This window comes from Paracoccus kondratievae, from assembly GCF_009301415.1.
GTDB classification, from domain to species: domain Bacteria; phylum Pseudomonadota; class Alphaproteobacteria; order Rhodobacterales; family Rhodobacteraceae; genus Paracoccus; species Paracoccus kondratievae.
The window spans coordinates 124,747-148,105 of record NZ_CP045074.1 but is presented as its reverse complement, the minus strand read 5'-3'; the positions used below and the strand labels follow the sequence as shown (position 1 = coordinate 148,105).

General features: G+C 62.1%; 24 protein-coding genes. 21 read left to right on the top strand and 3 right to left on the bottom strand.

Annotation, left to right across the window (positions count from 1 at the left end; translation table 11 throughout):
- Nucleotides 1-21 precede the first annotated feature (21 nt).
- The 15 genes from ugpA (at nt 22) to F8A10_RS19455 (ending at nt 14,550) form a co-directional block, all read left to right on the top strand.
- The gene (gene ugpA, locus F8A10_RS19525) at nt 22-903 is read left to right on the top strand and encodes a sn-glycerol-3-phosphate ABC transporter permease UgpA (protein ID WP_010397561.1); all 882 of its coding nucleotides are present in this window, start codon (nt 22-24) and stop codon (nt 901-903) included.
- Nucleotides 896-1,759, top strand: a complete 864-nt coding sequence (gene ugpE / locus F8A10_RS19520; RefSeq protein WP_085501649.1) for a sn-glycerol-3-phosphate ABC transporter permease UgpE — start codon at nt 896-898, stop codon at nt 1,757-1,759. The genes ugpA and ugpE overlap by 8 nt, the downstream gene beginning before the upstream one ends.
- Nucleotides 1,760-2,821 carry a sn-glycerol-3-phosphate import ATP-binding protein UgpC gene (locus F8A10_RS19515; protein ID WP_152368261.1) on the top strand — a complete coding sequence of 354 codons (1,062 nt, stop codon included), beginning with the start codon at nt 1,760-1,762 and terminating at the stop codon, nt 2,819-2,821.
- 102 nt (nt 2,822-2,923) lie between these two features.
- Nucleotides 2,924-4,354: an alkaline phosphatase D family protein gene (locus F8A10_RS19510; RefSeq protein ID WP_152368260.1), complete on the top strand. Its 1,431-nt coding sequence runs from the start codon at nt 2,924-2,926 to the stop codon at nt 4,352-4,354.
- 99 nt (nt 4,355-4,453) lie between these two features.
- Nucleotides 4,454-5,155, top strand: a complete 702-nt coding sequence (gene queC / locus F8A10_RS19505) for a 7-cyano-7-deazaguanine synthase QueC (RefSeq protein ID WP_029372263.1) — start codon at nt 4,454-4,456, stop codon at nt 5,153-5,155.
- Nucleotides 5,155-5,508: a 6-carboxytetrahydropterin synthase QueD gene (queD, locus tag F8A10_RS19500; protein ID WP_085501645.1), complete on the top strand. Its 354-nt coding sequence runs from the start codon at nt 5,155-5,157 to the stop codon at nt 5,506-5,508. The genes queC and queD overlap by 1 nt, the downstream gene beginning before the upstream one ends.
- Nucleotides 5,505-6,212, top strand: a complete 708-nt coding sequence (queE, locus tag F8A10_RS19495; protein WP_152368259.1) for a 7-carboxy-7-deazaguanine synthase QueE — start codon at nt 5,505-5,507, stop codon at nt 6,210-6,212. The genes queD and queE overlap by 4 nt, the downstream gene beginning before the upstream one ends.
- 17 nt (nt 6,213-6,229) lie before the next feature.
- The gene (queF, locus tag F8A10_RS19490; protein ID WP_010397578.1) at nt 6,230-6,694 is read left to right on the top strand and encodes a preQ(1) synthase; all 465 of its coding nucleotides are present in this window, start codon (nt 6,230-6,232) and stop codon (nt 6,692-6,694) included.
- A gap of 137 nt (nt 6,695-6,831) precedes the next feature.
- A complete protein-coding gene (locus F8A10_RS19485) occupies nt 6,832-8,139 on the top strand; it encodes an ABC transporter substrate-binding protein (protein WP_029372265.1) in 1,308 nt (435 codons plus the stop codon).
- A gap of 101 nt (nt 8,140-8,240) precedes the next feature.
- Entirely contained in the window at nt 8,241-9,110 is an 870-nt protein-coding gene (locus F8A10_RS19480) for a carbohydrate ABC transporter permease (RefSeq protein WP_010397581.1), read from the top strand.
- Nucleotides 9,111-9,114: 4 nt separating this feature from the next.
- A complete protein-coding gene (locus F8A10_RS19475) occupies nt 9,115-9,945 on the top strand; it encodes a carbohydrate ABC transporter permease (protein ID WP_010397584.1) in 831 nt (276 codons plus the stop codon).
- Nucleotides 9,946-9,957: 12 nt separating this feature from the next.
- Entirely contained in the window at nt 9,958-10,956 is a 999-nt protein-coding gene (locus F8A10_RS19470) for an ABC transporter ATP-binding protein (protein ID WP_010397587.1), read from the top strand.
- A gap of 12 nt (nt 10,957-10,968) precedes the next feature.
- The gene (locus F8A10_RS19465) at nt 10,969-12,432 is read left to right on the top strand and encodes a mannitol dehydrogenase family protein (RefSeq protein ID WP_152368258.1); all 1,464 of its coding nucleotides are present in this window, start codon (nt 10,969-10,971) and stop codon (nt 12,430-12,432) included.
- 3 nt (nt 12,433-12,435) lie between these two features.
- Nucleotides 12,436-13,092 (top strand): HAD-IA family hydrolase, encoded by a 657-nt coding sequence (locus tag F8A10_RS19460; RefSeq protein WP_010397591.1) that lies wholly within the window; start codon nt 12,436-12,438, stop codon nt 13,090-13,092.
- A 15-nt stretch (nt 13,093-13,107) separates the two neighbouring features.
- Nucleotides 13,108-14,550: an FGGY-family carbohydrate kinase gene (locus F8A10_RS19455; protein WP_152368257.1), complete on the top strand. Its 1,443-nt coding sequence runs from the start codon at nt 13,108-13,110 to the stop codon at nt 14,548-14,550.
- Here the strand turns inward: F8A10_RS19455 and F8A10_RS19450 are convergent, their stop codons facing one another.
- Both F8A10_RS19450 and F8A10_RS19445 read right to left on the bottom strand, forming a co-directional pair.
- Nucleotides 14,551-15,483 (bottom strand): sugar-binding transcriptional regulator, encoded by a 933-nt coding sequence (locus F8A10_RS19450; RefSeq protein ID WP_152368256.1) that lies wholly within the window; start codon nt 15,481-15,483, stop codon nt 14,551-14,553.
- 439 nt (nt 15,484-15,922) lie between these two features.
- On the bottom strand, nt 15,923-16,354 hold the full coding sequence (locus F8A10_RS19445; RefSeq protein ID WP_085501639.1) for a hypothetical protein: 432 nt from the start codon (nt 16,352-16,354) through the stop codon (nt 15,923-15,925).
- 98 nt (nt 16,355-16,452) lie between these two features.
- Here F8A10_RS19445 and F8A10_RS21975 point away from each other — a divergent pair, with 98 nt between their 5' ends.
- Complete coding sequence (locus tag F8A10_RS21975) at nt 16,453-16,773, top strand: heme-binding protein (RefSeq protein ID WP_152368255.1); 321 nt, start codon at nt 16,453-16,455, stop codon at nt 16,771-16,773.
- A gap of 6 nt (nt 16,774-16,779) precedes the next feature.
- Here the strand turns inward: F8A10_RS21975 and F8A10_RS19435 are convergent, their stop codons facing one another.
- The gene (locus F8A10_RS19435; RefSeq protein ID WP_010399539.1) at nt 16,780-17,433 is read right to left on the bottom strand and encodes a TetR/AcrR family transcriptional regulator; all 654 of its coding nucleotides are present in this window, start codon (nt 17,431-17,433) and stop codon (nt 16,780-16,782) included.
- A gap of 224 nt (nt 17,434-17,657) precedes the next feature.
- On the opposite strand from F8A10_RS19435, the gene F8A10_RS19430 reads away from it, so the two are divergent.
- The 5 genes from F8A10_RS19430 (at nt 17,658) to F8A10_RS19410 (ending at nt 23,331) form a co-directional block, all read left to right on the top strand.
- A complete protein-coding gene (locus tag F8A10_RS19430) occupies nt 17,658-18,770 on the top strand; it encodes a sugar ABC transporter substrate-binding protein (RefSeq protein ID WP_029372618.1) in 1,113 nt (370 codons plus the stop codon).
- 94 nt (nt 18,771-18,864) lie between these two features.
- Nucleotides 18,865-19,824, top strand: coding sequence for an ABC transporter permease (locus F8A10_RS19425; RefSeq protein WP_040602304.1), 960 nt, complete (start codon nt 18,865-18,867; stop codon nt 19,822-19,824).
- Between the two features lie 7 nt (nt 19,825-19,831).
- Complete coding sequence (locus F8A10_RS19420; protein ID WP_152368254.1) at nt 19,832-21,337, top strand: sugar ABC transporter ATP-binding protein; 1,506 nt, start codon at nt 19,832-19,834, stop codon at nt 21,335-21,337.
- A 7-nt stretch (nt 21,338-21,344) separates the two neighbouring features.
- Nucleotides 21,345-22,286 (top strand): ABC transporter permease, encoded by a 942-nt coding sequence (locus tag F8A10_RS19415; protein WP_152368253.1) that lies wholly within the window; start codon nt 21,345-21,347, stop codon nt 22,284-22,286.
- 7 nt (nt 22,287-22,293) lie between these two features.
- On the top strand, nt 22,294-23,331 hold the full coding sequence (locus F8A10_RS19410) for a zinc-dependent alcohol dehydrogenase (RefSeq protein ID WP_152368252.1): 1,038 nt from the start codon (nt 22,294-22,296) through the stop codon (nt 23,329-23,331).
- Nucleotides 23,332-23,359: the final 28 nt, after the last annotated feature.

The following is a 23,359-nucleotide window of genomic DNA, read 5'->3' as shown; positions in this document are numbered from 1 at the left end:
CCCGACCCTAAAGAGGGACAGATGAGACGCACCGTCTTTCCGCACAAGCTGTTGCCCTGGCTGCTGCTGGCGCCACAGCTGGCAATCACGCTGATCTTTTTCTATTGGCCCGCAGCGCAGGCGTTTCGCCAGTCAATGCTGCGCGAGGACGCCTTTGGCCTGAAGACCACCTTCGTGGGGCTTGCGAATTTTCGTAAGGTGCTGAGCGATCCGAACTATCTGAACTCGATGCGGGTGACGGTGGTGTTTTCGGTACTTGTGGCATTTTTCGCCATGGCGATTGCGTTGTTTCTGGCCGTGCAGGCCGAAAAGATTGTCCGGGGCAAAGGGTTTTACCGCACGCTGATGATCTGGCCCTATGCGGTAGCGCCCGCCATTGCCGGTATGCTGTGGCTTTTCATGTTCAATCCCAGCTTTGGCACGCTTGCCTGGCCCCTGCGGCAGCTTGGTATCAGCTGGAACCCGCTGCTTGACAGCACACAGGCCATGGGGCTGGTTGTCGCTGCCGCGACATGGAAGCAAATCAGCTACAATTTTCTGTTCTTTGTCGCAGGCTTGCAGGCAATTCCTCGTTCATTGCTGGAAGCGGCGGCGATCGACGGGGCATCGCGCCGCCATACGTTCTGGACCATCACCTTTCCGCTGCTGGCACCGACGAGCTTTTTCCTGCTGGTCGTAAACACGGTTTATGCGCTTTTCGACACCTTTGGCATCATCCATGCGGTGACTGGTGGCGGCCCCGGCAAGGCGACGGAAACGCTGGTCTACAAGGTTTATAACGACGGTTTCGTCAACCTGATCATGGGCGACAGCGCCGCGCAATCGGTGATCCTGATGATCATCGTCATTGCGCTGACCGCCTTCCAGTTCCGCTTCATCGAAAGGCGGGTGCATTATGGCTGAGTCCGCTCCTCTCGCTGCGCGCCGTTCGGGCCGGCTGATCGCACATCTGTGGATGGTGCTTGGCGTGATTGTCGTGGCCTTCCCGGTCTATTACGTCTTTGTCGCCTCGACCCATTCGTTGCAAACGATCCTGCGCCCGCCCTTGCCGCTGCTGCCCGGTTCCGAGGCGGTGCGGAACTATTCCGAGGCATTCTCGGGTGGGGTCAGCCGCATTGGCGGGGTCAGCCTGTGGCGGCTGCTGGCCAATACCACCATCGTTGCGATGGGGATTGCGCTTGGCAAGATCGCGATCTCGATGGCCTCGGCCTATGCGATCGTCTTTTTCCGCTTTCCGCTGCGGATGGCCTGTTTCTGGCTGATCTTCATCACGCTGATGCTGCCGGTCGAGGTGCGTATCCAGCCGACCTACAAGGTCATGGTCGATCTTGGGCTGATCAACACCTATCCGGGTCTGATCCTGCCGCTGATCGCCTCGGCTACGGCGACGCTGCTGTTTCGGCAGTTCTTCATGACCATTCCGGATGAGCTGCTTGAGGCGGCTCGCGTCGATGGTGCCGGGCCGTGGCGGTTTTTCAAGGACATCCTGTGGCCCCTGTCGCTGACCAATGTCGCGGCGATCTTTGTGATCCAGTTCATCTATGGCTGGACGCAATATCTGTGGCCGCTGCTGGTTACCAATTCCAACGAAATGAACACGATCGTCATCGCGCTGAAGAAGATGGTTTCTTTTGCCGATGCCGATACCCCCTGGCACCTCGTGATGGTGACCAGCGTGCTGGCCATTCTGCCGCCGATCCTGGTGGTGGTGCTGATGCAGCGCTGGTTCGTCAAGGGTCTGGTCGAGACGGAGAAATAAATGGCCCGCATCCTGCTGAACGACGTCCGCAAGAGTTATGCGGGAACTCAGGTGATCCATGGCATCAACATGCAGATCGCTGACGGGGAATTCGTGGTGATTGTCGGCCCCTCGGGCTGCGGCAAATCCACGCTGCTGCGCATGGTCGCGGGACTTGAGGCGATCACCTCTGGTACGGTCGAGATCGGCGACAAGGTGGTCAACGACCTTGAGCCGCGTCAGCGCGACATTGCCATGGTGTTCCAGAACTACGCGCTTTACCCGCACATGTCGGTGCGCGAGAACATGGCCTACGGCCTTAAGATCGCCCGCATGTCTAAGGCCGAGATCGACAGCCGTGTCGCCAAGGCCGCAACCATGCTTGAGCTTGAGCCCTATCTGGACCGCAAGCCTCGCGCATTGTCGGGCGGCCAGCGCCAGCGCGTCGCCATGGGCCGGGCGCTGGTGCGCGAGCCTGCGGCGCTGCTTCTGGATGAGCCGCTGTCGAACCTTGACGCCAAGCTGCGGGTCCAGATGCGTTTGCAGATCAAGGAAATGCACCTGCGCACAGGCCAGACCACCCTTTACGTTACCCATGATCAGGTCGAGGCAATGACGCTGGCTGACCGGCTGATCGTGATGAACAAGGGCGTGGCCGAACAGATTGCGACCCCGCTTGAGGTCTATCAGCGACCGGCCAGTGAATTTGTCGCGGGCTTTATCGGCTCTCCGGCCATGAACATCTTTACGGTCAGCGCGGCTGACGGTCGCGTGACCTTGCCGGGGGGCGCGGTCCTGCCGCTGCCCGTGCCGCGTGGGGGCGATCTGCGTCTTGGTCTGCGCCCCGAACATATGCGCATGGCCGAACCGGGCGAGGCGGCAATCCCCGTCGTGCTGCGCTCGGTCGAGCGGCTGGGGGCGGATGCTTTCGGCTATGGCATGATCGAAGGCTCGGATGTGTCTTTCGTTCTGCGTTTGCCCGGCACCAGTACGCTTGATCGCGGCGACCGGGTCGAGGCGGTGCCTGATCCGGCGCATCTGCATTTCTTTGACCCCGAAAGCGGAAAGCGTATCGAAGGTTAATGTCACTTTGCAGCCGGGCCAGAGGCGGTTCGCCGCCGGCCCGGTTTGCAGGTGCCCGCGCCGCACCTATATCCATCGCTGCAGTATAAAGAAGGCAGGTTTATGATGGATGAGGCGCAAGAACCCGGTCATGCGGGGCCGATCCTGCATTTTCGCGGCATGGCCGGGGGCGGGATCAGGCTTGCGACTATCATCATCCGCCCGCTTAATGCGCCAGCGCCTCCGTCGCTGCGGGTTTCTACGGCCGGGGTCGCACCTGTCCGCATCGCCGAAATTGCCAATGTCGCAATCTGGCGCCACGACTTTACCCTGACGCCCGCTGATCGTGGTTATGAGTTCGCGGACTGCTTTTACGAGGTCGTCACCGATCTGAGCGGCGATCTGCGCCTTGCCTTCGTTTCCTGTAATGGCGAGGAAAACGGCGATCTTGAGCGCGACGATGATGAACGCAACCTGATGTGGACGCGGTTGGCGCAGGATCACGCCAGCGCCCCCTTTGCGTTGCTATTGCAGGGCGGCGACCAGATTTATGCTGATGAGGCGACGCAAGGCCACCCGCTGAGCGAGGATTGGCCCGATCACGCGCCCGAGGTCGATGACTCTGCCGCGCTGCAAGATCTGGCCCGGCATCTGCGCAACCGTTTTGTCGAACGCTATCTGCATGTGCTGCGCGCGCCCGGCTATTCGTGGATGGCGGCACGGGTGCCGACGCTGGCGATCTGGGACGACCATGACATTTGTGACGGCTGGGGCTCGCTGCCTGAAAAGCGCGCGCGCTCGGCCGTTGGCCAGGCGCTGTTTCAGGCCGCGCGCGAGACCTATTTGCTGTTCCAGCATGGCGCGGTTGAAAGCGACATCCCCGAGCTGTTTCTTGACGCCACAGGTGCCAGCCTTGGCTGGAAACGCGAACTGCCCGGCCTGACCATCACAGCACCCGACCTGCGTTCAGAACGCGACCGTCATCGGATCATGGGCCCGGCGGGCTGGCAATCGGTCGAGGCGCTGGCGCCGCAAGGCGAACATATCTTTCTGGTCTCCAGCGTCCCGCTGCTTGGTCCGCGCCTGTCGCTGATCGAGCGGGTGATGATGGCGATCCCGCGTATGCAGCATTACGAGGATGACTTGCGCGACCAATGGCAAAGCCGGGCACATCGCGCTGAATGGCGGCGGATGCTGGGGCAGGTGCTGCAATGGCGCGACCATGCGCGCGTCACCGCCCTGTCGGGCGAGATCCACCTTGCCACGCGGGCCGAAATGGGACCACAGGCGCAAAATATCCATCAGCTTGTCGCCTCGGGCATTTCCCACCGTGCGCCTCCGCGCGCCTATGCCCGGCTGCTGGGCCTGTTTGCCGGGCTGGGCGAGGCGCCTTTGCCCGGCCACCCGATCCGCATCCTGCCGCTGCCTGGCCAGCGCCACCGCTATGTCGCCGAACGCAATTACCTGACCCTTACCCGCAATGCGGGCCATTGGCAGGCGGTCTGGCATCTTGAGGACAGCGGCAAAACGCCTCCGCTAGAGCTGTCCGCCTGATCGGGCCGGCGTGGCGGTTGCGCCGCCCGCCAAAGCCCGCTATCCCGGGCGCCCATACCGGTCGCAGCCTACCCGGTTATCAAAACAAGGGTTCACAATATGAAGACTTTAGTTGTCTGTTCAGGCGGACTCGATTCCGTGACGCTTGCTCATATGGTCGCGGCACGGGGCGAACTTTCACGCCTGATCTCGTTCGATTATGGACAACGCCACCGCAAAGAGCTGGAATTCGCGGTCGCCACCGCCTGGCAGCTTGAGGTGCCCCACCACGTCATAGATCTGCGCGGCGTGGGGGCGGCACTTGGCGGCTCGGCCCTGACCGGAGGGGCCGAAGTGCCCGACGGTCACTATGCCGAGGAAACCATGCGCATCACCGTGGTTCCGAACCGTAATGCCATCATGCTGACGATTGCCTTTGGTGTCGCGGCCTCGATGGGGGATGAGGCGGTGGCCATCGCCGTCCATGGCGGAGATCATTTCATCTATCCCGACTGCCGCCCGGCCTTTACCCAGGCGTTCCAGCATATGCAGGACGCGGCACTTGACGGCTATGCCCGGATCACGCTGCTGACGCCCTTTGTCCATCGCACCAAGGCCGATATCGTCGCCGAAGGGGCACGCCACAACACCCCCTTTGCCGCCACATGGTCCTGTTACAGGGGTGGTAAGCAGCATTGCGGCCGCTGTGGCACCTGTGTCGAACGGCGCGAAGCCTTTCAACTGGCCGGTGTCCCAGACCCGACCACCTATGAGGACCCGGATTTCTGGCTGCAAGCCGTCGCTGACCGGGGGCGGAAGTGATGTTCCGCATTTCCAAGGAGTTTCATTTCTCGGCCTCGCATCAACTATCCCATCTGCCGCCCGATCACCAATGCGCCCGGCTACACGGCCATAACTACATCGTGGTGGTCGAGCTGGCCTCGGCCACGCTGAACGCTGATGGTTTCGTGCGTGATTATCATGAGCTTGCGCCGCTAAAGCATTATATCGACACGCAATTCGATCATCGTCATCTGAATGAAGTGCTGGACGGCCCCTCAACGGCCGAGAATATGGCGCGGCATTTTCACGATTGGTGCAAGGCGCGCTGGCCTGAAACGGTGGCGGTCCGTGTTTCCGAGACACCCAAGACCTGGGCCGAGTACCGGCCATGACCCTGCGCATCGCCGAAATATTTGGCCCGACCATCCAGGGCGAGGGTGCCCTGATCGGAGAGCCGACCGTTTTTGTCCGCGCTGGCGGCTGTGATTACCGCTGCCATTGGTGCGACAGCTTGCATGCCGTGGACAGCAGTCACCGACACGGATGGCGGCCAATGGAGGCCAGGGAAATCTGGGCCGAGGTGCGCCGCCTGTCGGCTGGCCAGCCGCTGACCGTTTCGCTGTCAGGGGGGAACCCGGCGATTCAGGATTTTGCCCCGCTGATCGCGCTGGGGCGGGCCGGGGGGTATCGCTTTGCCTGCGAAACTCAGGGCTCGATTGCGCAGCCGTGGTTTGGCGATCTGGCCATGCTGGTCCTGTCACCCAAGCCGCCCTCTAGCGGGCAGGTGGTGGACTGGGATGCCTTTGATCGCTGCCTGAGCGTAGCCGAAGGCGCGGGTCGGCGGGTGCTCAAGATCGTCATTTTCGATCAGGCGGATCTGGATTGGGCGCGTGAGGTTGCCGCCCGCTATCCCGACCTGCCGCTTTACCTGCAACCCGGCAACCCTGAAACCGACCCTGAAACCCCGGTCGAGCCGCAAGCCCTTGCCGACCGGTTGCTGTGGCTGGTCGAAAACACGGTCGGCCGCGGCTGGCTGAAACCCCACATTCTGCCGCAACTGCATGTCCTGATCTGGGGCAACCGGCGCGGCGTATAAGACCATAGGAGCGAAGAATGTCCGAAACGATCTATAGCGGCCTTAAACAGCTTGGTGGCGCAACAGTTCTGCCTGAAAGCCCCGACAAGGCCGAGCTTGAGCGGGTGCAGAACCCGCAGGCCGATGTTGCTTATAACGTACGTTTCACCGCGCCTGAATTCACGTCGCTTTGCCCTATGACCGGTCAGCCGGACTTTGCACATCTGGTTATTGATTATGTGCCAGGTGACTGGCTTGTTGAGTCGAAATCGCTGAAATTATACCTTGGAAGCTTTAGAAATCACGGTGCTTTTCATGAAGATTGCACCGTCTCTATCGGGCGCAGGCTTGCCGGGTTCCTCGCTCCGCTCTGGCTGCGCATCGGCGGCTATTGGTATCCGCGCGGCGGTATGCCGATTGACGTTTTCTGGCAAACCGGCCCGATGCCCTCGGGGGTCTGGATCCCGGATCAGGGCGTGCCACCCTATCGCGGACGCGGCTAAGGCTTGCTGACGCAAATCATCTATCGGCGCGGGTGCTCATAGGATCCGCGCCGATTTTTCTTGACAGCCCTCATCACTATGTGTGAGCATTTGCTCATCACATTAGCAAATGCTGATCCGTAGGGGAGGACAATCGCATGAGCATGATGCTGCGCGGCTTGATGGGGGCCTGCGCCGTGACGGCGCTGACGCTGCCAGCCATGGCCGAGACACTGACCATCGCCACCGTGAACAACGGTGACATGATCCGCATGCAAAAGATGAGCAAGCCGTTCACCGATGCGAACCCGGACATCACGCTGGAATGGGTCACGCTTGAGGAAAACGTGCTGCGTCAGCGCGTGACGACCGATATCGCCACCAAGGGCGGGCAATATGACATCGTCACTGTCGGCAATTACGAGGTGCCGATCTGGGCCAGGCAGGGTTGGCTGTTGCCGCTTGAGGATATGGGCGAGGAATACGATGCCGCTGATATCCTGCCGCCGATCAGCGCCGGCCTGTCGGTGGATGGCAAGCTATATGCCGCGCCATTCTATGGCGAATCCGCGATGATCATGTATCGCACCGATCTGATGGAAAAGGCCGGGCTGACCATGCCTGAACGCCCGACATGGGAGTTCATCTATGACGCCGCCCGCAAGATGACCGACAAAGAGGCCGAGGTCTACGGCATCTGCCTGCGTGGCAAGGCGGGCTGGGGCGAGAATATGGCCTTTCTGACCTCGATGGCACATAGCTATGGCGCGCCATGGTTCGACAAGGACTGGAAGCCCCAATTCTCGGGTGAGAAGTGGAAAAAGGCGCTGACCGACTATGTCACCATCATGAATGAGGCCGGCCCGCCCGGCGCCTCGTCCAACGGGTTCAACGAGAACCTCGCGCTGTTCCAGACCGGCAAATGCGGCATGTGGATTGATGCCACCGTGGCGGCAAGCTTTGTGTCGAACCCCAAGGAATCGACGGTGGCCGACAAGGTCGGCTATGCGCTGGCACCCGAGGGTGAAAAGCCGCAAATGTGGCTGTGGGCATGGACGCTGGCAATCCCCTCTTCGACCGATGCGCCTGATGCGGCAAAGAAATTCGTCGCCTGGGCGACCTCCAAGGCCTATACCGAACAGGTCGCAGCGGCCGAGGGCTGGGCGAATGTGCCTCCGGGCACCCGCACCTCGCTTTATGAAAACCCCGAGTATCAGCAGGCCGCGCCCTTTGCCAGGCCGACGCTTGACAGCATCATGTCCGCCGATCTGCAAAACCCGACCAGCGTCGAGGTGCCCTATATCGGCACGCAATGGGTGGGCATCCCCGAGTTCCAGGCCCTTGGCACCTCGGTAGGCCAGCAGTTTTCTGCAGCTCTGGCTGGTCAGGCCAGCGTTGATCAGGCGTTGCAGATGGCCCAGCAGATTGCCGAACGCGAGATGGCCAAGGCCGGTTATCCCAAGTGATACCCAGTTGACGATGTAACCCGGTCGCGGGCCGGGCAGGGGGCGCATTGTCCCCTGCCACCCGGCACCGACAATGATTTCCTGCGCGGGGAGGCGCACCGATGGCGACCCGACACCAGAAAACTCTGGCACGGCTGATGGTTTCCCCCTCGGTCCTGTTGCTTCTGGGCTGGATGATCGTTCCTCTGGCCATGACGCTGTGGTTCAGCTTTCAAAGCTACAACCTGCTGTCACCCGGGATGGAACAATTCATCGGCTGGACCAATTACCAGTATTTCCTGTCAGATCCGGCCTTCTGGACGGCGATGCGCAACACGCTTTTGCTGGTCGGTGGGGTGCTGGTCATCACCGTGGGAGGCGGCATTGCGCTGGCCCTGCTGCTGGATCAGCCGATGTTCGGGCAGGGTGTGGTGCGTATTCTGGTGATTGCGCCCTTCTTCATCATGCCCACCGTTTCGGCGCTGGTGTGGAAGAACATGTTCATGAACCCGGTGAACGGGCTGTTTGCCTGGTTTGCCAAGGCGGTCGGGGCCCAGCCCATCGACTTTCTGGCCCAATATCCGCTGATGTCGATCATCCTGATCGTTTCATGGCAATGGCTGCCCTTTGCCACGCTGATCCTGCTGACGGCGCTGCAATCGCTTGACAGCGAGCAGATGGAGGCGGCCGAGATGGACGGGGCGGGCACTCTGGCCAAGTTCACCCATCTGGTCCTGCCACATCTGTCGCGCGCCATTACCGTCGTGATCCTGATCGAGACCATCTTTCTGCTGTCGGTCTTTGCCGAGATCCTGGTCACGACGAATGGCGGGCCGGGCTATCAATCCACCAACCTGACCTATCTGGTCTATAGCCAGGCCCTGCTGCAATTCGACGTGGGCGGCGCCTCTGCCGGGGGCATCATCGCGGTGATCCTGGCCAATATCGTGGCGATCTTCCTGATGCGGATGATCGGCAAGACGCTGGAGTAACGACATGGCCCGCAACATCTCTCAAAGCCGTCGCTGGGGCTTTACCATCCTGGCCTGGGGCGCGGCGCTGGTGATCTTTTTCCCGATCCTCTGGACCATCCTGACCAGTTTCAAGACCGAGGCCGATGCCATCGCCAGCCCGCCAAAGTTCCTGTTCTTTGACTGGACGGTCGAGAATTATGCCGAGGTGCAGTCTCGCTCACCCTATTTCCGGCATTTCATGAACTCGGTCATCATCTCGGTCGGCTCAACCCTGCTGGGTCTTGTCCTGGCGATCCCGGCGGCCTGGTCTATGGCCTTTCAACCGGGGCGCCGGACCAAAGACCTGCTGATGTGGATGCTGTCGACCAAGATGATGCCGGCGGCCGGGGTCCTGATCCCGATGTATCTGATGTTCCGCAGCTTTGGGCTGCTTGACAGCCGGCTGGGCATCACCGTGGTGCTGATGCTGATCAACCTGCCGATCATCGTCTGGATGCTTTATACCTATTTCCGCGAAATCCCGTCCGAGATCCTTGAGGCGGCGCGGATGGACGGGGCAAGTCTGCGCAACGAAATCCTTCATGTGCTGACGCCCATGGCAGTGCCGGGGATCGCCTCAACGCTGCTTTTGAACGTGATCCTTGCCTGGAACGAGGCGTTCTGGACGCTGAACCTGACCACGTCCAAAGCGGCGCCGCTGACGACATTTATCGCCAGCTATTCCAGCCCCGAGGGGCTGTTTTACGCGAAACTTTCGGCGGCGAGTACAATGGCCATCGCCCCGATCCTGATCCTTGGCTGGTTCAGCCAGAAACAGCTCGTCCGTGGGCTGACCTTTGGCGCGGTGAAATAAGGGGAGGCAAATATGGGAAGCATCACGCTTGAACAGGTCTGCAAAAGCTTTGGCGAGGTCGAGGTCATCCCCGGGGTCGACCTGCAGATCGAGGACGGAGAGTTCGTGGTCTTTGTCGGCCCTTCGGGCTGCGGGAAATCCACGCTTTTGCGGCTGATCGCAGGGCTTGAGGACGTGACCTCGGGGCGGATCGTCATCGACGGGCAAGATGTGACGGTGGCGCCTCCGTCGCGGCGCAAACTTGCGATGGTGTTCCAGTCCTATGCGCTGTACCCGCATATGTCGGTGCGCAAAAACATCGCTTTCCCGTTAAAGATGGCGGGGCTGAGCGCCGATGAACAAGAACGGCGCGTCCAGCACGCGGCAGGGATCCTGAACCTGACCGACTATCTGGACCGCCGTCCGGGTCAGCTTTCAGGTGGTCAGCGTCAGCGCGTGGCGATCGGCCGTGCGATCGTGCGCGAACCTTCGGCATTTCTCTTTGATGAGCCTTTGTCGAACCTTGATGCGGCGCTGCGGGTGAACATGCGGGTCGAGATATCCGAGCTGCACAAAAAACTAGCTACCACAATGATCTATGTCACCCATGATCAGGTCGAGGCGATGACCATGGCCGACAAGATCGTCGTTCTGCGCGCCGGCCGGATCGAACAGGTGGGCAGCCCGCTTGAGCTTTATCGCCGCCCGGCGAACCGCTTTGTCGCGGGCTTTATCGGCAGCCCGAATATGAACTTTCTTGAAGGCGAGGCCGCCGCGCGTCTTGGTGCCCATGCGATCGGCGTCCGCCCCGAGCATTTCCGCCTGTCGATGAGCGAGGGGGCGTTTGCGGGCCGGGTCGGGGTCGCCGAGCATCTGGGTTCGGATACCTTCCTGCATGTCGATCTGGACGATGGAACCCATGTGGTTGCCCGGGCCGAGGGCGAATTCCCCGCCAGCCATGGGGACCGCATCCACCTGACCCCGCAGGACGGAAGGCTGTATCGCTTTGACCAAAACGGCAGCGCTCTGTGATCCGGGATGAAAATGACAAGATTAAGTGAACAGACCCTTGGGCAGATCAGCCAGCCGCGCCCGGAATATGATCGCAGGCGGCTGCGCCCCGGTATCCTGCATTTCGGGGTCGGGAATTTCTTCCGCGCCCATCAGGCGGCCTATCTGGACCGGCTGATGAACATGGGACTGGCCCATGATTTCGCCATCATCGGCGCGGGCGTCATGTCGGGGGATGCGCGGATGCGTGACACTCTGGCAGTGCAGGACCACCTTTACACGCTGGTCGAACAATCGGCTGGGGCGTCGCGGGCGCGGGTTTTGGGGCCGGTCATCGACTATATCACCCCCGGTGATCATGTCCGGGTAATCGCCAGCTTGGCCGATCCGGCGATTCGCATTGTCGCGCTGACCATCACCGAGGGCGGCTATTTCATCGACGCCGCTACCGGGCATTTCGATCCCACCCATCCCGCCATTGCGGCCGATGCGGCCAATCCCGATATGCCGCAAACGGTGTTTGGCCTCATCGTCGCCGGACTAAGGGCGCGTCGCGCGGCGGGTCATGCGCCCTTTACCGTCATGTGCTGCGACAACATCCCCCATAACGGCGATGTCACGCGTGAGGCGGTGGTTGAGACGGCGCGCCTCTCTGACCCGGATTTTGCCGAGTGGATCACCGCCGAAGTCGCCTTTCCGAACGGTATGGTGGACCGCATCACTCCTGCGACCAGCGAGCGTGAGCGGCGTCTGGTGCGCGAGGATTTCGGCATTGAGGATGACGCCCCGGTCTTTTGCGAAGATTTCATCCAATGGGTGCTTGAGGACCGCTTTCCTGCCGGACGACCCGCACTGGAAAAGGTCGGTGTTGAATTCGTACAGGACGTGACGCCGTGGGAGCTGATGAAGATCCGCATCCTGAATGGCGGCCATGCGGTGATCGCCTATCCGGCGGGACTGCTCGACATCCACTTCGTCCATGAGGCGATGGAGGATGCCCAGATCCGCGCCTTTCTTGAAAAGATCGAGCGTGATGAGATCATCCCCGCCGTGCCGCCCGTGCCCGGCACCGATCTTGGCGCCTACTTCGCCAAGGTGGCCGAACGTTGTGCCAACCCCAAGATCGGGGATACGGTGCGCCGGCTTTGCCTTGATGGCTCGAACCGGCAGCCCAAGTTCATTGTCCCGACCATCGCCCACCGGCTTGAACGTGATCAGCCGGTCGAGGGGCTGGCGCTGGAATCGGCGTTGTGGTGCCGCTATTGCGCGGGCATCAGCGACAGCGGGGCCGTTATTGCGCCGAACGATCCGAACTGGGATCGTCTGATCATTCAGGCACAGGCCGCGCGCAATGATCCCGCCGCGTGGCTTGCCCTGGCCGAGATCTATGGCGCAACGGGGCGCGATCCGCGCTTTGCCCAACCCTTTGCCCGCTGGCTTGCGATGCTGTGGAACAAGGGCACGCGTGCGACGCTTGACGCTTATATTCGGGGCTAGGCAGTGGCGCGCGGGCTGATCTTTGACTGTGACGGGGTTTTGGTTGATTCAGAGCCCCTCGCAGCGGCCGAGATCGGGGCGCTGTTGCAAGGGCAGGGCGCGCCCATCACCCTTGCGCGCATTTATGATGAGTTTCTGGGCCGCTCATTCTCGACCATCACCGATGCGGCGCGTGCGCATGGTGTCGATCTGGGACCGGCCTTGCCGGGTTATGCCACGGCGCTGGCCGAACGTTTCCGCCGCGAGTTGCAGCCGGTTCACGGCATGGCCGAGGTACTGGCCCGGCTTTCAGGTCCGCGCGCCGTCGCCTCATCCAGTGCGCCCGAACGACTGTCGTTGTCGCTGTCGTTGACCGGGCTTGCGTCTTTTTTCGGTCAGCATGTCTATTCGGCGGTGCAGGTTTCGCGCGGCAAGCCAGCGCCCGATTTGTTCCTTTTCGCTGCGAAAAAACTGGGGGTTGATCCCGCTGACTGTGTGGTGATCGAGGATAGCCCGGCCGGTCTGCGCGCTGCCCGTGCGGCGGGGATGCGGGTGATCGGCTTTCTGGGCGGCAGTCACGCGGGACCGGCGCGCCTTGCCGAAAAGCTGGCACAGCTTGCCCCGGATGCGCTGATTGACCGCGCCAGCGATTTGCCCAAAACTCTGGATGATCTGGACTAACAAAGGGGAATCAGCGTGCTGATCGGGGCCGTGGATGTGGGCTCGGCCCGGGCGCGGGCGGGGCTTTTCACCCTTGACGGCCGGCTTGTTGCACGCGCCAGCCGGGGCTTTGCCACCATCCCGGGGCCCGACCAACAGGCCATGTATCATTTTGCCGAGATTTGGCAGGCAGTCGCCGATGCCTTGACCGAGGCACGCCATCAGGCCGGCGTGCCCCCGGCGCAGATCGGCGCGCTGGCTTTCGATGCGACCTGTTCTTTGGTCGTTGACGCCCCGGGGTTTTCGCCCGACGTAATCGCCTGGCACGATCATCGCGCGGTTGCCGAGGCAGCCGAGCTTAGCCGCATCCCGCATGAGGTGGTGGTGCGGGCTGGGGGCTCGGTCTCGCCCGAGATGCAGACGCCAAAGCTTATGTGGCTGAAGCGCAACCGGCCCGGGATCTGGGCGACGCTGAACGGCGTACGGGACCTTTGCGACCATCTGACCTTTCGGGCGACGGGTATCGAGGCGCGCTCGCTTTGCGCGGCGGTGGCAAAATGGGCGTGGCTTCCTGACCATGGCGGCTGGCAGCAGGATCTGTTGGAACGGGCAGGGGTCGCCGATTTTCCGCGCCCCGGTCCGGTCCTGTCCCCCGGCAGCCGCATTGGCCCCCTGTCACCGCAAGGCGCGGCCGAACTGAGGTTAAAACAGGAAACGCTGGTCGCAACGGGGTTGATCGACGCCTTTGCCGGGGCGCTTGGCGCGGCGCCCGGTATGCCGGCGCTGATCGCGGGCACCTCGAACTGTGTGATCGCGGCAGGGATAGGCCCGCGCACGTCGCTTTGGGGACCTTATCCCGGCGCCATTCTGCCCGATGAAAGCGTGACCGAGGGAGGGCAATCTGCGACCGGCGCGCTGCTGGAACGTCTGCGCGCCCTTTACCCCGAGCCGACCGATCACGACGTGATCCTTGCCCGTATCGCCTCGGCCCCCGAGCCTGCGGCCGATCTGCATGTCCTGCCTGATATCAAGGGCAACCGCACGCCCTTTGCCGATCCGCTGCTGCGTGCCGTCATTCAGGGTCTCACCCTTGAGCGTAGCCCCGAGGCGCTGGATGCGCTTTACTGGCGCGCGGCGGTCGGGATCGCGCTGGGAACGCGTCAGGTGATCGCGCATATGGGCCTGATACCCCAGGCGCTGGCCATGGCGGGTGGGCAGGCGCGCTCACCCCTGTTGCGCCAGCTTTACGCGGATGCCATCGGGGCCGAGATCCACTGGCAGCCCGAAGACGCGGTGCTGCGCGGCACAGCCATCCTTGCTGCTGCGCCGCTCAGCGGCGGTGTTCTTGCTGCCCGCGACCGTTTTGCCCGGCCGATCGAGGTGACAAAGCCTGATCCCGCCGCCTGTATCCGGCGTGAGCGGGACTGGCGCATCTTTTTGCGCATGCAAGAACAGCGCGCTGAAATTGCTGCGATGTAGCTAGCCCGACAGCAGCGCCGCACCGGTTGTGGCATCGGTGATCAGCCCGCTGATCAGCCCGCCCCGCAGCGCACCGCGGATCGCCGGAACCTTTTCACTGCCATGCGCCGCGCCGATAACAAGCGTCGTTTCCCGCGGGGGGATCGGGGCCGAGGCCACGCGATCATTGCTAAGCCCGGGCACCAGCGCGCCATGGGTGTCATAGGCCCAGCCGGTGATCTCGCCCACCGCGCCGGCATCGACAAGGGCGTCAAGCTCGGGCTGGGTCAGAAAACCGTCAAGCATCAATGGCGCGTTCTCGCCCACAGTGCCGATGCCGACAAAAGCGACCGCCGCCTCAGACGACATCTGGATCAGGCGCCGGATGCTTGGCTGGCTGTTCACGGCCTGCCGTTCGCTCATGCTGGGGGCGATGACGGGCAGGGGCAAGGGAAAGCTGCGGGCGCTGACCAGATCTGACAGGGTAAACAGCACGTTATAATAGGCGGTCGAGCCGTCGGGCGCGATATTGCCGGTCAATGAGACGATACGATGCTGGGGGCAGTCGATATGGGGCAGTTGCGCAATGGCGCTGCGCAGGGTGCGGCCGGTGCCGATCGCCATGGTCAAAGGCTCGGCCCGGCGCAACCATTGCTCGATCGTGTCCGCGACCATCAGCGCGACACCTGCTTCGGGGGCATCTGAGGGGGTGATCTGGCAAAACTCCAGCCCCCATTTGTGCTGCAGCCCGGCGGCAATATCCATGCAATGGGCAAACGGGTGGTCGATGCGGATCTTGACGATACCCTCGGCCATAGCCTGAGCAACCAGCCGCTGCGCAGTCTGGCGCGAGACGCCCATGATCCCGGCGATCTCATCCTGGGTCTTGCCTGCGACATAGGAAAGCCACGCCGCCTTGGCTGCCTGCTCAAGTTTCCGGCCCTGGTTCACCATAAGGGGCTGTCCGTCTTTCCTACCCTAACTATCCCTTTACGTGTCTAGCTTGGTGGTGCCGCAAGTGTCCAGCGGCGGCTTTGGGATCCCAACTGGAGAGGGGGGAGGGGGCTGGCAACAGGTTAACGCCCATTTCCCCAGATCAGAATTGGAAAGAACTGGCCCTTCATATTCCGTTCGCGCCCCAGTAGCCGACCTAGCCGCCATGCGTGTCCGATCACTGAAACAATGGCCATTCCGGCAACTCTGGCGCAAAATAAATAATTGATTTTACTTTATTATCTAGATGCGCGGTTTTCTGTTTTGTCCACTTTTACCGCGATTATCGACCATCGAAATATTGCGTGACGACCAAAGGAAAAGGCCGCCCGAAGGCGGCCTGACGAAGTCTGGCATCTGATAGAGAGCGGTGTCTGGCCAGGCTTACCCGATTGGCGATTCAGGATTCGGCGGTGCTGGCGATATGCTCTTCGAAGATTCTGCGGAGTGAGCTGCTTTGCGCGGGATTCTGGAACTCATCCAGCAACAGACCGAAGGCGACCCATTTATCGCCCCGGGCGGGCGATTGCTTCGGGTTATGGCTGGCCTCCAGAATTCGGAATGCGCGGCGGATCCCGGTTTCGCCCTTCGAGGTATAGGTCCAGCCACATGTGTCGGCCACATGCCGTTCACTGAAGGACAGATCCTCGAAGGTGACATACGGACCGAACTCCAGGGCGGTGCCCAGAATTTCCGTAACCCGAATGGCCCGTTCGAGCGGCTGGCCATCCAGCCATGCCGGACCAGGACGGCCTGCAATCCGGTCGGTGATATACGCCTGGAGCGGGGAGGCCGAACAGGGCTCCGCGTTGCGAGCAATCTCTCTCAGCATGGGGTGGTTTCCGGGACGCTTGCGGCGAATACACCCCTTCCATCCGTTTCGTCGGGACGGGCGCAGCGGATCAGGGAAGCTACGCGAGCCTTGTCGAGATGAAGCCGGTGCTGAGATCGGCACCGGCCCGCATGGATGGTGTCGCGGCTCAAACGCTGGACTTCGCTGTCGACAAGGCGTTCACGGCAGCCACGATGCGACGTTCGACACTGGATTTCTGCGTTCGGATGAACAGCACCGATGAGCGTAGGGCCGGCTTGGCAAACCGTCACCGGTTGATCACCTGGGAAGGGGGCCTGCCCATCGTTCACAATGGGACCATCGTGGGCGGCGTCGGGGTTTCCGGGGTGCAGGGACACGAGGACGTGGAATGTGCCCAAGCAGCGCTTCACAGCCTGGGCCTAGGTAGCGGAACCTGAAGCAGGTCAGGCGCTGACCAGACGCAGGATCGTGTCGATATTGAACTGGAGGCGCTCTTCGAGCGCCTCTTTCGCCATCAGGTCACGCTCGAAGATGATCGAGCCGGTGAAGCGGTTGGTCAGATAGTAATAGCCGATCGCAGCGATGGTGATGTTCAATTGCACCGGATCGATGCCGGAGCGGAAATCGCCACTTGCGACGCCGCGCTCCAGGATCGTGTCGACCATCGAGACGAAGCGGCGGCTGTAGATCTTGACGATCTCGGATTTCTTCAGGTGCTTGGCCCGGTGCAGGTTTTCGCTGTTGACCAGTGTGATGAACTCGGGGTGCTTCAGGTAGTATTCCCAGGTAAAACGCACCAGCCGCGCCAACGCCTCCTTGGGCGGCAGGTGGTCCAGCGCCAGTTTCTGCTCGGCATCGCGGATGTCGATATAGGCATTCTCGAGCACTGTCTGGAACAACTCTTCCTTGCTGCCGAAGTAGTGATAGAGCATCCGCTTGTTGGCATCGGCCTTTTCGGCGATGACGTCCACGCGGGCGCCGCCGAAGCCATTGCGGGCAAACTCGTTCAGTGCCGCCTTGAGGATGCGCGCTTTGGTCGCGTCTGCATCGCGGATGCGGGGCTTGCTACGCGGCGGCGTCTTGGCTTGTGCGGTCACGCTGTGTCTCCGGTGGTTCCTGGCTCGTTCAATGCCTCGCAAAGGTTATAGCAGTCCATGGCTGACGCAAGACGACGATGGCGATTTAATGCACTATCCGGTTAATGATTACGCTTGACTCAACATCCCTGAAGAAAGTAACCAGTTAGTGCGTTATTTTGACGGCGCTCGCCATCTGTGGATCTGAGGAGAGATTCGGGCGGCGCCTTATGGGGAGGCTGAAGATGTCCACCTTTATCAAGGACTATATCGACCGTGAGGTCATAACCCGTCGCAAGTTGCTGCTGGCGGGGGCTGCCGGCATGGCGACGCTCGCCGTTCCAGCCGTATTCGGGCGCGGTCAGGCCCGCGCCGCGCTGACCGATCCCGCCATTGCATGGAGCTATCGCGACCGTGCCTCGGCCTATTGGAATGCGGTCGTGTCGGGAGGCGAGGCTTTCGTTGAATCCATCGGCCGTAGCAAATCGGACATGGTCAACCTGATCAGCGAGGGTTCGTCGGAAAAATCTCTGTCCGATATCAAGGCATTCCTGTCTAAGACCGGCGGCAATTGCGCCATCGCCTGCGACCCGAACGACAGTCCCAATGCCCGGCCCATCGTCGAGGCGGTGCAGGCGGCGGGCGGTTATATCTCGACCATCTGGAACAAGACCGACGACCTGCACCCTTGGGATTTCGGCGACAATTATGTCAGCCACATGACCTGGTCGGACGAACAGCCCTCCGAGCAAACCGCGAGGATCCTGTTCGAGGCGATGGGGGGCAAGGGCGGCGTGGTGCATCTGGGCGGCATCGCGGCGAACAATCCGGCGGTCGAGCGACTGGCTGGGTTGCAGAACGCGCTGAAGGACTTTCCCGATATCGAACTGCTGGACGCGCAGCCTGCCGATTGGGACACGACCAAGGCGGCGGAGCTGATGTCCTCTTTCCTGACCCGCTATGGTGACCGGATCACCGGCGTCCATTGCGCCGCCGACAACATCGCCTATGGCGTGATCGAGGCGCTGCGGGCCGAGGGCATCACCGACATGCCGATCGTCGCCTATGACGGTAATCCCGAGGCGGTGAAGCTGGTCATGGACGGTCAGCTTCTGGCTACGGTCTTTACCAACCCCTATTGGGGTGGCGGTATCTCGGCGGCCTTGGCCTATCACGCGGCCATCGGCACGTTCAAACCGTCCGAGGAGCCGCATGAGCATCGTGAGTTCTACGGTCCGACCGTCCTGATCACTCAGAAGGACGCGGCCGAGTTTAAGGCGCAGTATCTGGACGCCACGCCTGAATATGACTGGACCGACTTCTGGGGGCCGAGCAACGGCCAGATCCAGTATCGCTGATTTCTGAAAATCCGATGGGTTGACCGCGCGGCGGCCTTCCCCGCCGTCCTTCGGGGCATGCGGGCCGGCAGTGTTGAGGAGAACTGCGTTGAAGATGAAGCTCACCCGCGAGAATATCATCCGATGGGCTCCGGCCCTCGTGCTGCTGGGGTTGGTCGTGCTGTTCGCGGCGATCAATCCGGCCTTCCTGTCGCAACGCAACCTGGCCCGGATCGCGCTGGCCTCGACGCCGCCGATGATGGTGGCGCTCGGCGTCACCTTCATCATCGTCATGGGCTCCATCGACCTGTCGATGGAGGGGGCGGTGTCGCTGTGCGCGGTGCTGTTCTGCCTGATGTTCCTGAAGCTGGGCGGATCATTGGGGGCGGGCGCATGGCTGGCCATTCCGGCGATCCTGCTCTGCGGGGCCTTCTTTGGATGGCTGACCGGGATGGTTCATGTCCGGCTTCAGATCCCTTCATTCATGGCCAGCCTGGCGATGGGCTTCGTCGGCACCGGCGCTGCGGTGCTCGTGACAGGAGGTGACATTGTCCGCATTGATGACGATGTCTTCCGCGCCCTGCTGACCTGGCGCATCCTCGGCTTTCCGCTGATGGTGCATATTGCGGCGCTGCTGGTCCTGCTGGCCTGGTTCATCCAGAACCACACGACGCTGGGCCGCAACTTCTATGCCGTAGGCGGCGGCGAGGAACTGGCCCATGCCTCGGGCGTGAACGTGCACCGGGTGCGGCTGGCGGGCTTCGCGCTGGCCGGAGTATTCTACGCCGTCGCCGCGATCTTCCAGGTGGCGCGGCTGGGGCAGGCGGAATCGGTGACCGGCGCCAACCTGATGTTCGTCGCCATCACCTCGGTCGTCGTGGGCGGCGTGGCGCTGTGGGGCGGGATCGGCGGCGTGCTGAACGCGGTCGTCGGCGTTCTGATCGTCAATGTCATCGGCAACGGCATGGTCGTCATCGGCCTGCCCAACTACCTTCAGGACGGCTTGCTGGGCGTCCTTGTCATCGTCGCGGTCGTTCTTTCCACCGACCGGCGCCTTGTCAGTTTCGCGAAGTGAGGCCGCCATGTATCAGCTAAGCTCAGTCGACAAGAAATTCCCCGGCGTCCATGCCCTGAAATCCATCGACTTCCACATCAAGCGCGGCGAGATCGTCGGGCTGGTGGGCGAGAACGGTGCCGGAAAATCGACGCTCATGAAGGTGATCTACGGCGCCTATCAGCCCGACGGCGGCCAGATCCTGATCGACGGCAAGCCGGTGCATTTCGCCAATCCCCGGCAGGCGATGAAGCGCGGCATCGGCATGGTGTTCCAGGAACAATCCCTGATCCCCAACCTGACGGTGATGGAAAACATCTTCCTGGGCTACGAGGCGCAATTCACCCGCCTGGGCGTGGTGAACTGGAAGGCGATGGCCGCGGCTGCGAAGAAACAGCTTGCAAAGGTCAAGCTGGACATCGACCCGGCGACGGTGACCTCGGTCCTGTCCTTCGCGCAGCGGCAGCTGGTCGAGCTGGCCAAGGTGCTGACGCTGGAGGAACGGGTCGAGGGCGATCTGGTCATCCTGCTGGACGAGCCGACCTCGGTCCTGTCCGGGGAGGAGGTGAAGTTGCTCTTCAAGCTGGTGCGTGAGCTGACCAGCCGCGCATCCTTCATCTTCGTCAGCCATCGCATGGACGAGGTGATGGAGCTTTCGGACCGCATCTATGTGATGAAGGACGGGCAGGTGATGGATGTGGTCGCCAAGGCCGACGCCGATGCCAGCGCGATCCAGCACAAGATGGTCGGCCGACACGTGGACCGCGAATATTACCGCGAGCAGCGCCAGAAACCTTATGACACTTCTCGAACGCTGTTCGATATGCGCGACGTTGTCCTGCCGGGCCGTCCGCACAAGCTGAACCTGGCGCTGCATCCGGGCGAGGTGCTGTGCCTGGTCGGTACCGAGGGTTCGGGCCGCGAGGCGATCCTGCGCACGATCTACGGGATGCTGGCGCCAGTCTCGGGCCGTTTCGAGATGAAGGGGCAAGAGCTTCGCGGTTTCAACCCGCGCCGCTCGGTCGCGATGGGCGTGGGCTATGTGCCGCGCGAACGCAAGATCGAAGGCATCGTCGCAGGCATGAACGTCTATGAGAACATGACCCTTTCCCAACTTGGCCGCTATTCCCGGGCGGGGGTGATCGACGTCGGACGCGAAAAAGCGCTGGCGCGGGACTGGATCAGGAAGCTGTCGATCAAGGCACACTCCGAGTTTGCCGATTGCGGCAACCTCTCGGGCGGCAACCAGCAGAAGGTGGTGCTGTCGAAATGGCGGTCGGGCGGGTCCGACATCATGCTTCTGGACCACCCGACGCGGGGTCTGGACATCGGCGCCAAGGAAGACGTTTACGACATGATCCGCGACATGAGCGACGACGGGGTCGGCATCGTTCTGGTGGCCGACACGCTGGAAGAGGCCATCGGCCTCTCGCACACCATCGTCGTGCTGAAGGATGGCGAGATCCGGCAGCGTTTCGAATGCCGGCCGGGCGCCAAACCGTCGCTCTACGATCTTCTCCACCACATGATCTGAGGCGCAGATGACCATGCAACGCTTCAAACCGCATCTTCCCTGGATCACCCTGCTGGTGCTGACCGCTGTGGTCGGCGTGGTGGATCCGAATTTCCTGCGCCCGGCGAACCTGCTCAGCCTCGCCGGCGATATCGTGCCTCTGTTCATCATGGCGCTGGGGCTGACCTTCGCCATCTATATCGGCGGGATCGACCTCTCGGTGCAGTCCATGGCCAATATGATCACGGTCATCGCCTCAATCTATCTCGCCTCGCTTGGGGCCTGGGTGGCGGTGCTTTGCATCGCGGCGGGTTTCGGACTTGGCATGTTGTCGGGCTTTCTGACTACGCGGCTGTTCGTGCCTTCGTTCATTTCGACGCTGGCGGTGGGCGGGGTATGCTTCTCGGTCGCACAATGGCTGTCGGGCAACCGCGCCCTGAACATGGATGCCGAGCAGAGGAATGCCACCTTTGGCTGGATGATCGGCCATACCGGGATCATCCCGAACGAGTTATTTCTGGGTGCTGCCCTGCTGGCGATCTGCCTGTTCATCGAGCGCCGCACCATCCTGGGCCGGGTGCTGAAGGCCGTCGGTGCGGGCGAGCCCGCGGCCAAGGCGTCGGGTATCAATGTCGGGCGCTACAAGATGCTGGCCTTTGCGATATCCGGGGCGCTGGCGGCGATGGCGGGGTTGTTGTTCTCAGTCAAGCTGTCTGGGGGGGCGCCGACCATCGCCAACGGTTTTCTGCTGCCCGCTATCGTCGCGGTGCTGATTGGTGGCACGCCCTTGACCGGTGGTGTCGGCGGCGTGCTGAACACGCTGATCGGCACGCTGATCGTGGCCGTGATCCGCGCTTCGATGCTGTATCTGGGGATCGAGGCGACACAGCAGCAGATGCTGTTCGGACTGGTCCTGATCGCGGCTATCGCCCTGACCATCGACCGCTCGAAACTCCGCACGGTGAAGTGAGGTTGCCATGAAAACCATGCAAGCCGCCGTCCTTGTCGCTCCGCACAAGCTCGAATTGCGCGAGGTGCCGCGCCCGCAGATCGGCCCCGACGAGGTGCTGATCCGCGTGACCCGGACCGGGATCTGCGGTACCGACCTGCATATGTTCCACGGCCATTATGCGGCCGACGACCTGCCGATCATTCCGGGGCACGAATTTTGCGGCATCGTCGAGGAGGCCGGAGCGAACCAGCGCCATCTCACCCCCGGCAAGGTGGTGGTCGCCGACATCAATATCGGTTGCGGACATTGCTACTGGTGCCGCCGCAACGAGGTGCTGAACTGCCCCGAGATGGCGCAGCTTGGCATCACCCGCGACGGTGCCTTCGCCGAGTTTGTCGCGCTGCCCGGTCGGTTGGTCATTCCTGCGCCCAATGACATTTCTCCCGAGATACTCGCCCTGACCGAGCCGGTCGCCTGCGTGGTCCGCGCGGCGCGCAAGGCACAGGCCGGGATCGCGCAATCGGTCGTAGTGCTGGGCGCCGGGCCGGTTGGCAACCTGCATGTGCAGATGATGCGGCTCATGGGCGCGGCACCAATCATCGTGGCCGACCTGTCGGCCGAACGCTGCACGATGGCTTTGGATGTCGGTGCCGATGCCGCGATCAGCGATAACGCGCAACTGAAGGCGACCGTGCTTGAGCTGACATGCGGCCGGGGCGCGGATCTGGTGATCGAAAGCGTTGGCCACCCGGCACTTTACGCAACCGCCTTCGACCTTATTCGCAAGGGCGGCCATGTCGCCTTCTTCGGCCTGACCGGCCCCGATGAGGTCGCTCCGGTGCCGATCCTGCGCACGATCCTTGAGGAGAACGGCCTGAAAGGCTCGGTCGCGGGGATGGGACAGGACATGCATGACGCGCTGGCGTTGCTGGCGCATGGCCGGTTCCGTACCGAGGCGTTCACCACGGCCTCTTATCCGCTCGCGCGCATCCAGGAGGCGTTCGAGACCCTGGCCGAGCGGTCCGCCGACCTCAAGACCCAGATTGTCATTGCGCAGAACTGACATTGCAGCATTTCCGAGGAGCCCTACA

Bases quoted from the DNA above. Each gene is read 5' to 3' on its own strand.
- ugpA (WP_010397561.1), top strand. From the start codon at position 22: ATGAGACGCACCGTCTTTCCGCACAAGCTGTTGCCCTGGCTGCTGCTG.
- ugpE (WP_085501649.1), top strand. From the start codon at position 896: ATGGCTGAGTCCGCTCCTCTCGCTGCGCGCCGTTCGGGCCGGCTGATC.
- F8A10_RS19515 (WP_152368261.1), top strand. From the start codon at position 1,760: ATGGCCCGCATCCTGCTGAACGACGTCCGCAAGAGTTATGCGGGAACT.
- F8A10_RS19510 (WP_152368260.1), top strand. From the start codon at position 2,924: ATGATGGATGAGGCGCAAGAACCCGGTCATGCGGGGCCGATCCTGCAT.
- queC (WP_029372263.1), top strand. From the start codon at position 4,454: ATGAAGACTTTAGTTGTCTGTTCAGGCGGACTCGATTCCGTGACGCTT.
- queD (WP_085501645.1), top strand. From the start codon at position 5,155: ATGTTCCGCATTTCCAAGGAGTTTCATTTCTCGGCCTCGCATCAACTA.
- queE (WP_152368259.1), top strand. From the start codon at position 5,505: ATGACCCTGCGCATCGCCGAAATATTTGGCCCGACCATCCAGGGCGAG.
- queF (WP_010397578.1), top strand. From the start codon at position 6,230: ATGTCCGAAACGATCTATAGCGGCCTTAAACAGCTTGGTGGCGCAACA.
- F8A10_RS19485 (WP_029372265.1), top strand. From the start codon at position 6,832: ATGAGCATGATGCTGCGCGGCTTGATGGGGGCCTGCGCCGTGACGGCG.
- F8A10_RS19480 (WP_010397581.1), top strand. From the start codon at position 8,241: ATGGCGACCCGACACCAGAAAACTCTGGCACGGCTGATGGTTTCCCCC.
- F8A10_RS19475 (WP_010397584.1), top strand. From the start codon at position 9,115: ATGGCCCGCAACATCTCTCAAAGCCGTCGCTGGGGCTTTACCATCCTG.
- F8A10_RS19470 (WP_010397587.1), top strand. From the start codon at position 9,958: ATGGGAAGCATCACGCTTGAACAGGTCTGCAAAAGCTTTGGCGAGGTC.
- F8A10_RS19465 (WP_152368258.1), top strand. From the start codon at position 10,969: ATGACAAGATTAAGTGAACAGACCCTTGGGCAGATCAGCCAGCCGCGC.
- F8A10_RS19450 (WP_152368256.1), bottom strand. From the start codon at position 15,483: ATGGTGAACCAGGGCCGGAAACTTGAGCAGGCAGCCAAGGCGGCGTGG.
- F8A10_RS19445 (WP_085501639.1), bottom strand. From the start codon at position 16,354: ATGCTGAGAGAGATTGCTCGCAACGCGGAGCCCTGTTCGGCCTCCCCG.
- F8A10_RS21975 (WP_152368255.1), top strand. From the start codon at position 16,453: ATGAAGCCGGTGCTGAGATCGGCACCGGCCCGCATGGATGGTGTCGCG.
- F8A10_RS19430 (WP_029372618.1), top strand. From the start codon at position 17,658: ATGTCCACCTTTATCAAGGACTATATCGACCGTGAGGTCATAACCCGT.
- F8A10_RS19425 (WP_040602304.1), top strand. From the start codon at position 18,865: ATGAAGCTCACCCGCGAGAATATCATCCGATGGGCTCCGGCCCTCGTG.
- F8A10_RS19420 (WP_152368254.1), top strand. From the start codon at position 19,832: ATGTATCAGCTAAGCTCAGTCGACAAGAAATTCCCCGGCGTCCATGCC.
- F8A10_RS19415 (WP_152368253.1), top strand. From the start codon at position 21,345: ATGACCATGCAACGCTTCAAACCGCATCTTCCCTGGATCACCCTGCTG.
- F8A10_RS19410 (WP_152368252.1), top strand. From the start codon at position 22,294: ATGAAAACCATGCAAGCCGCCGTCCTTGTCGCTCCGCACAAGCTCGAA.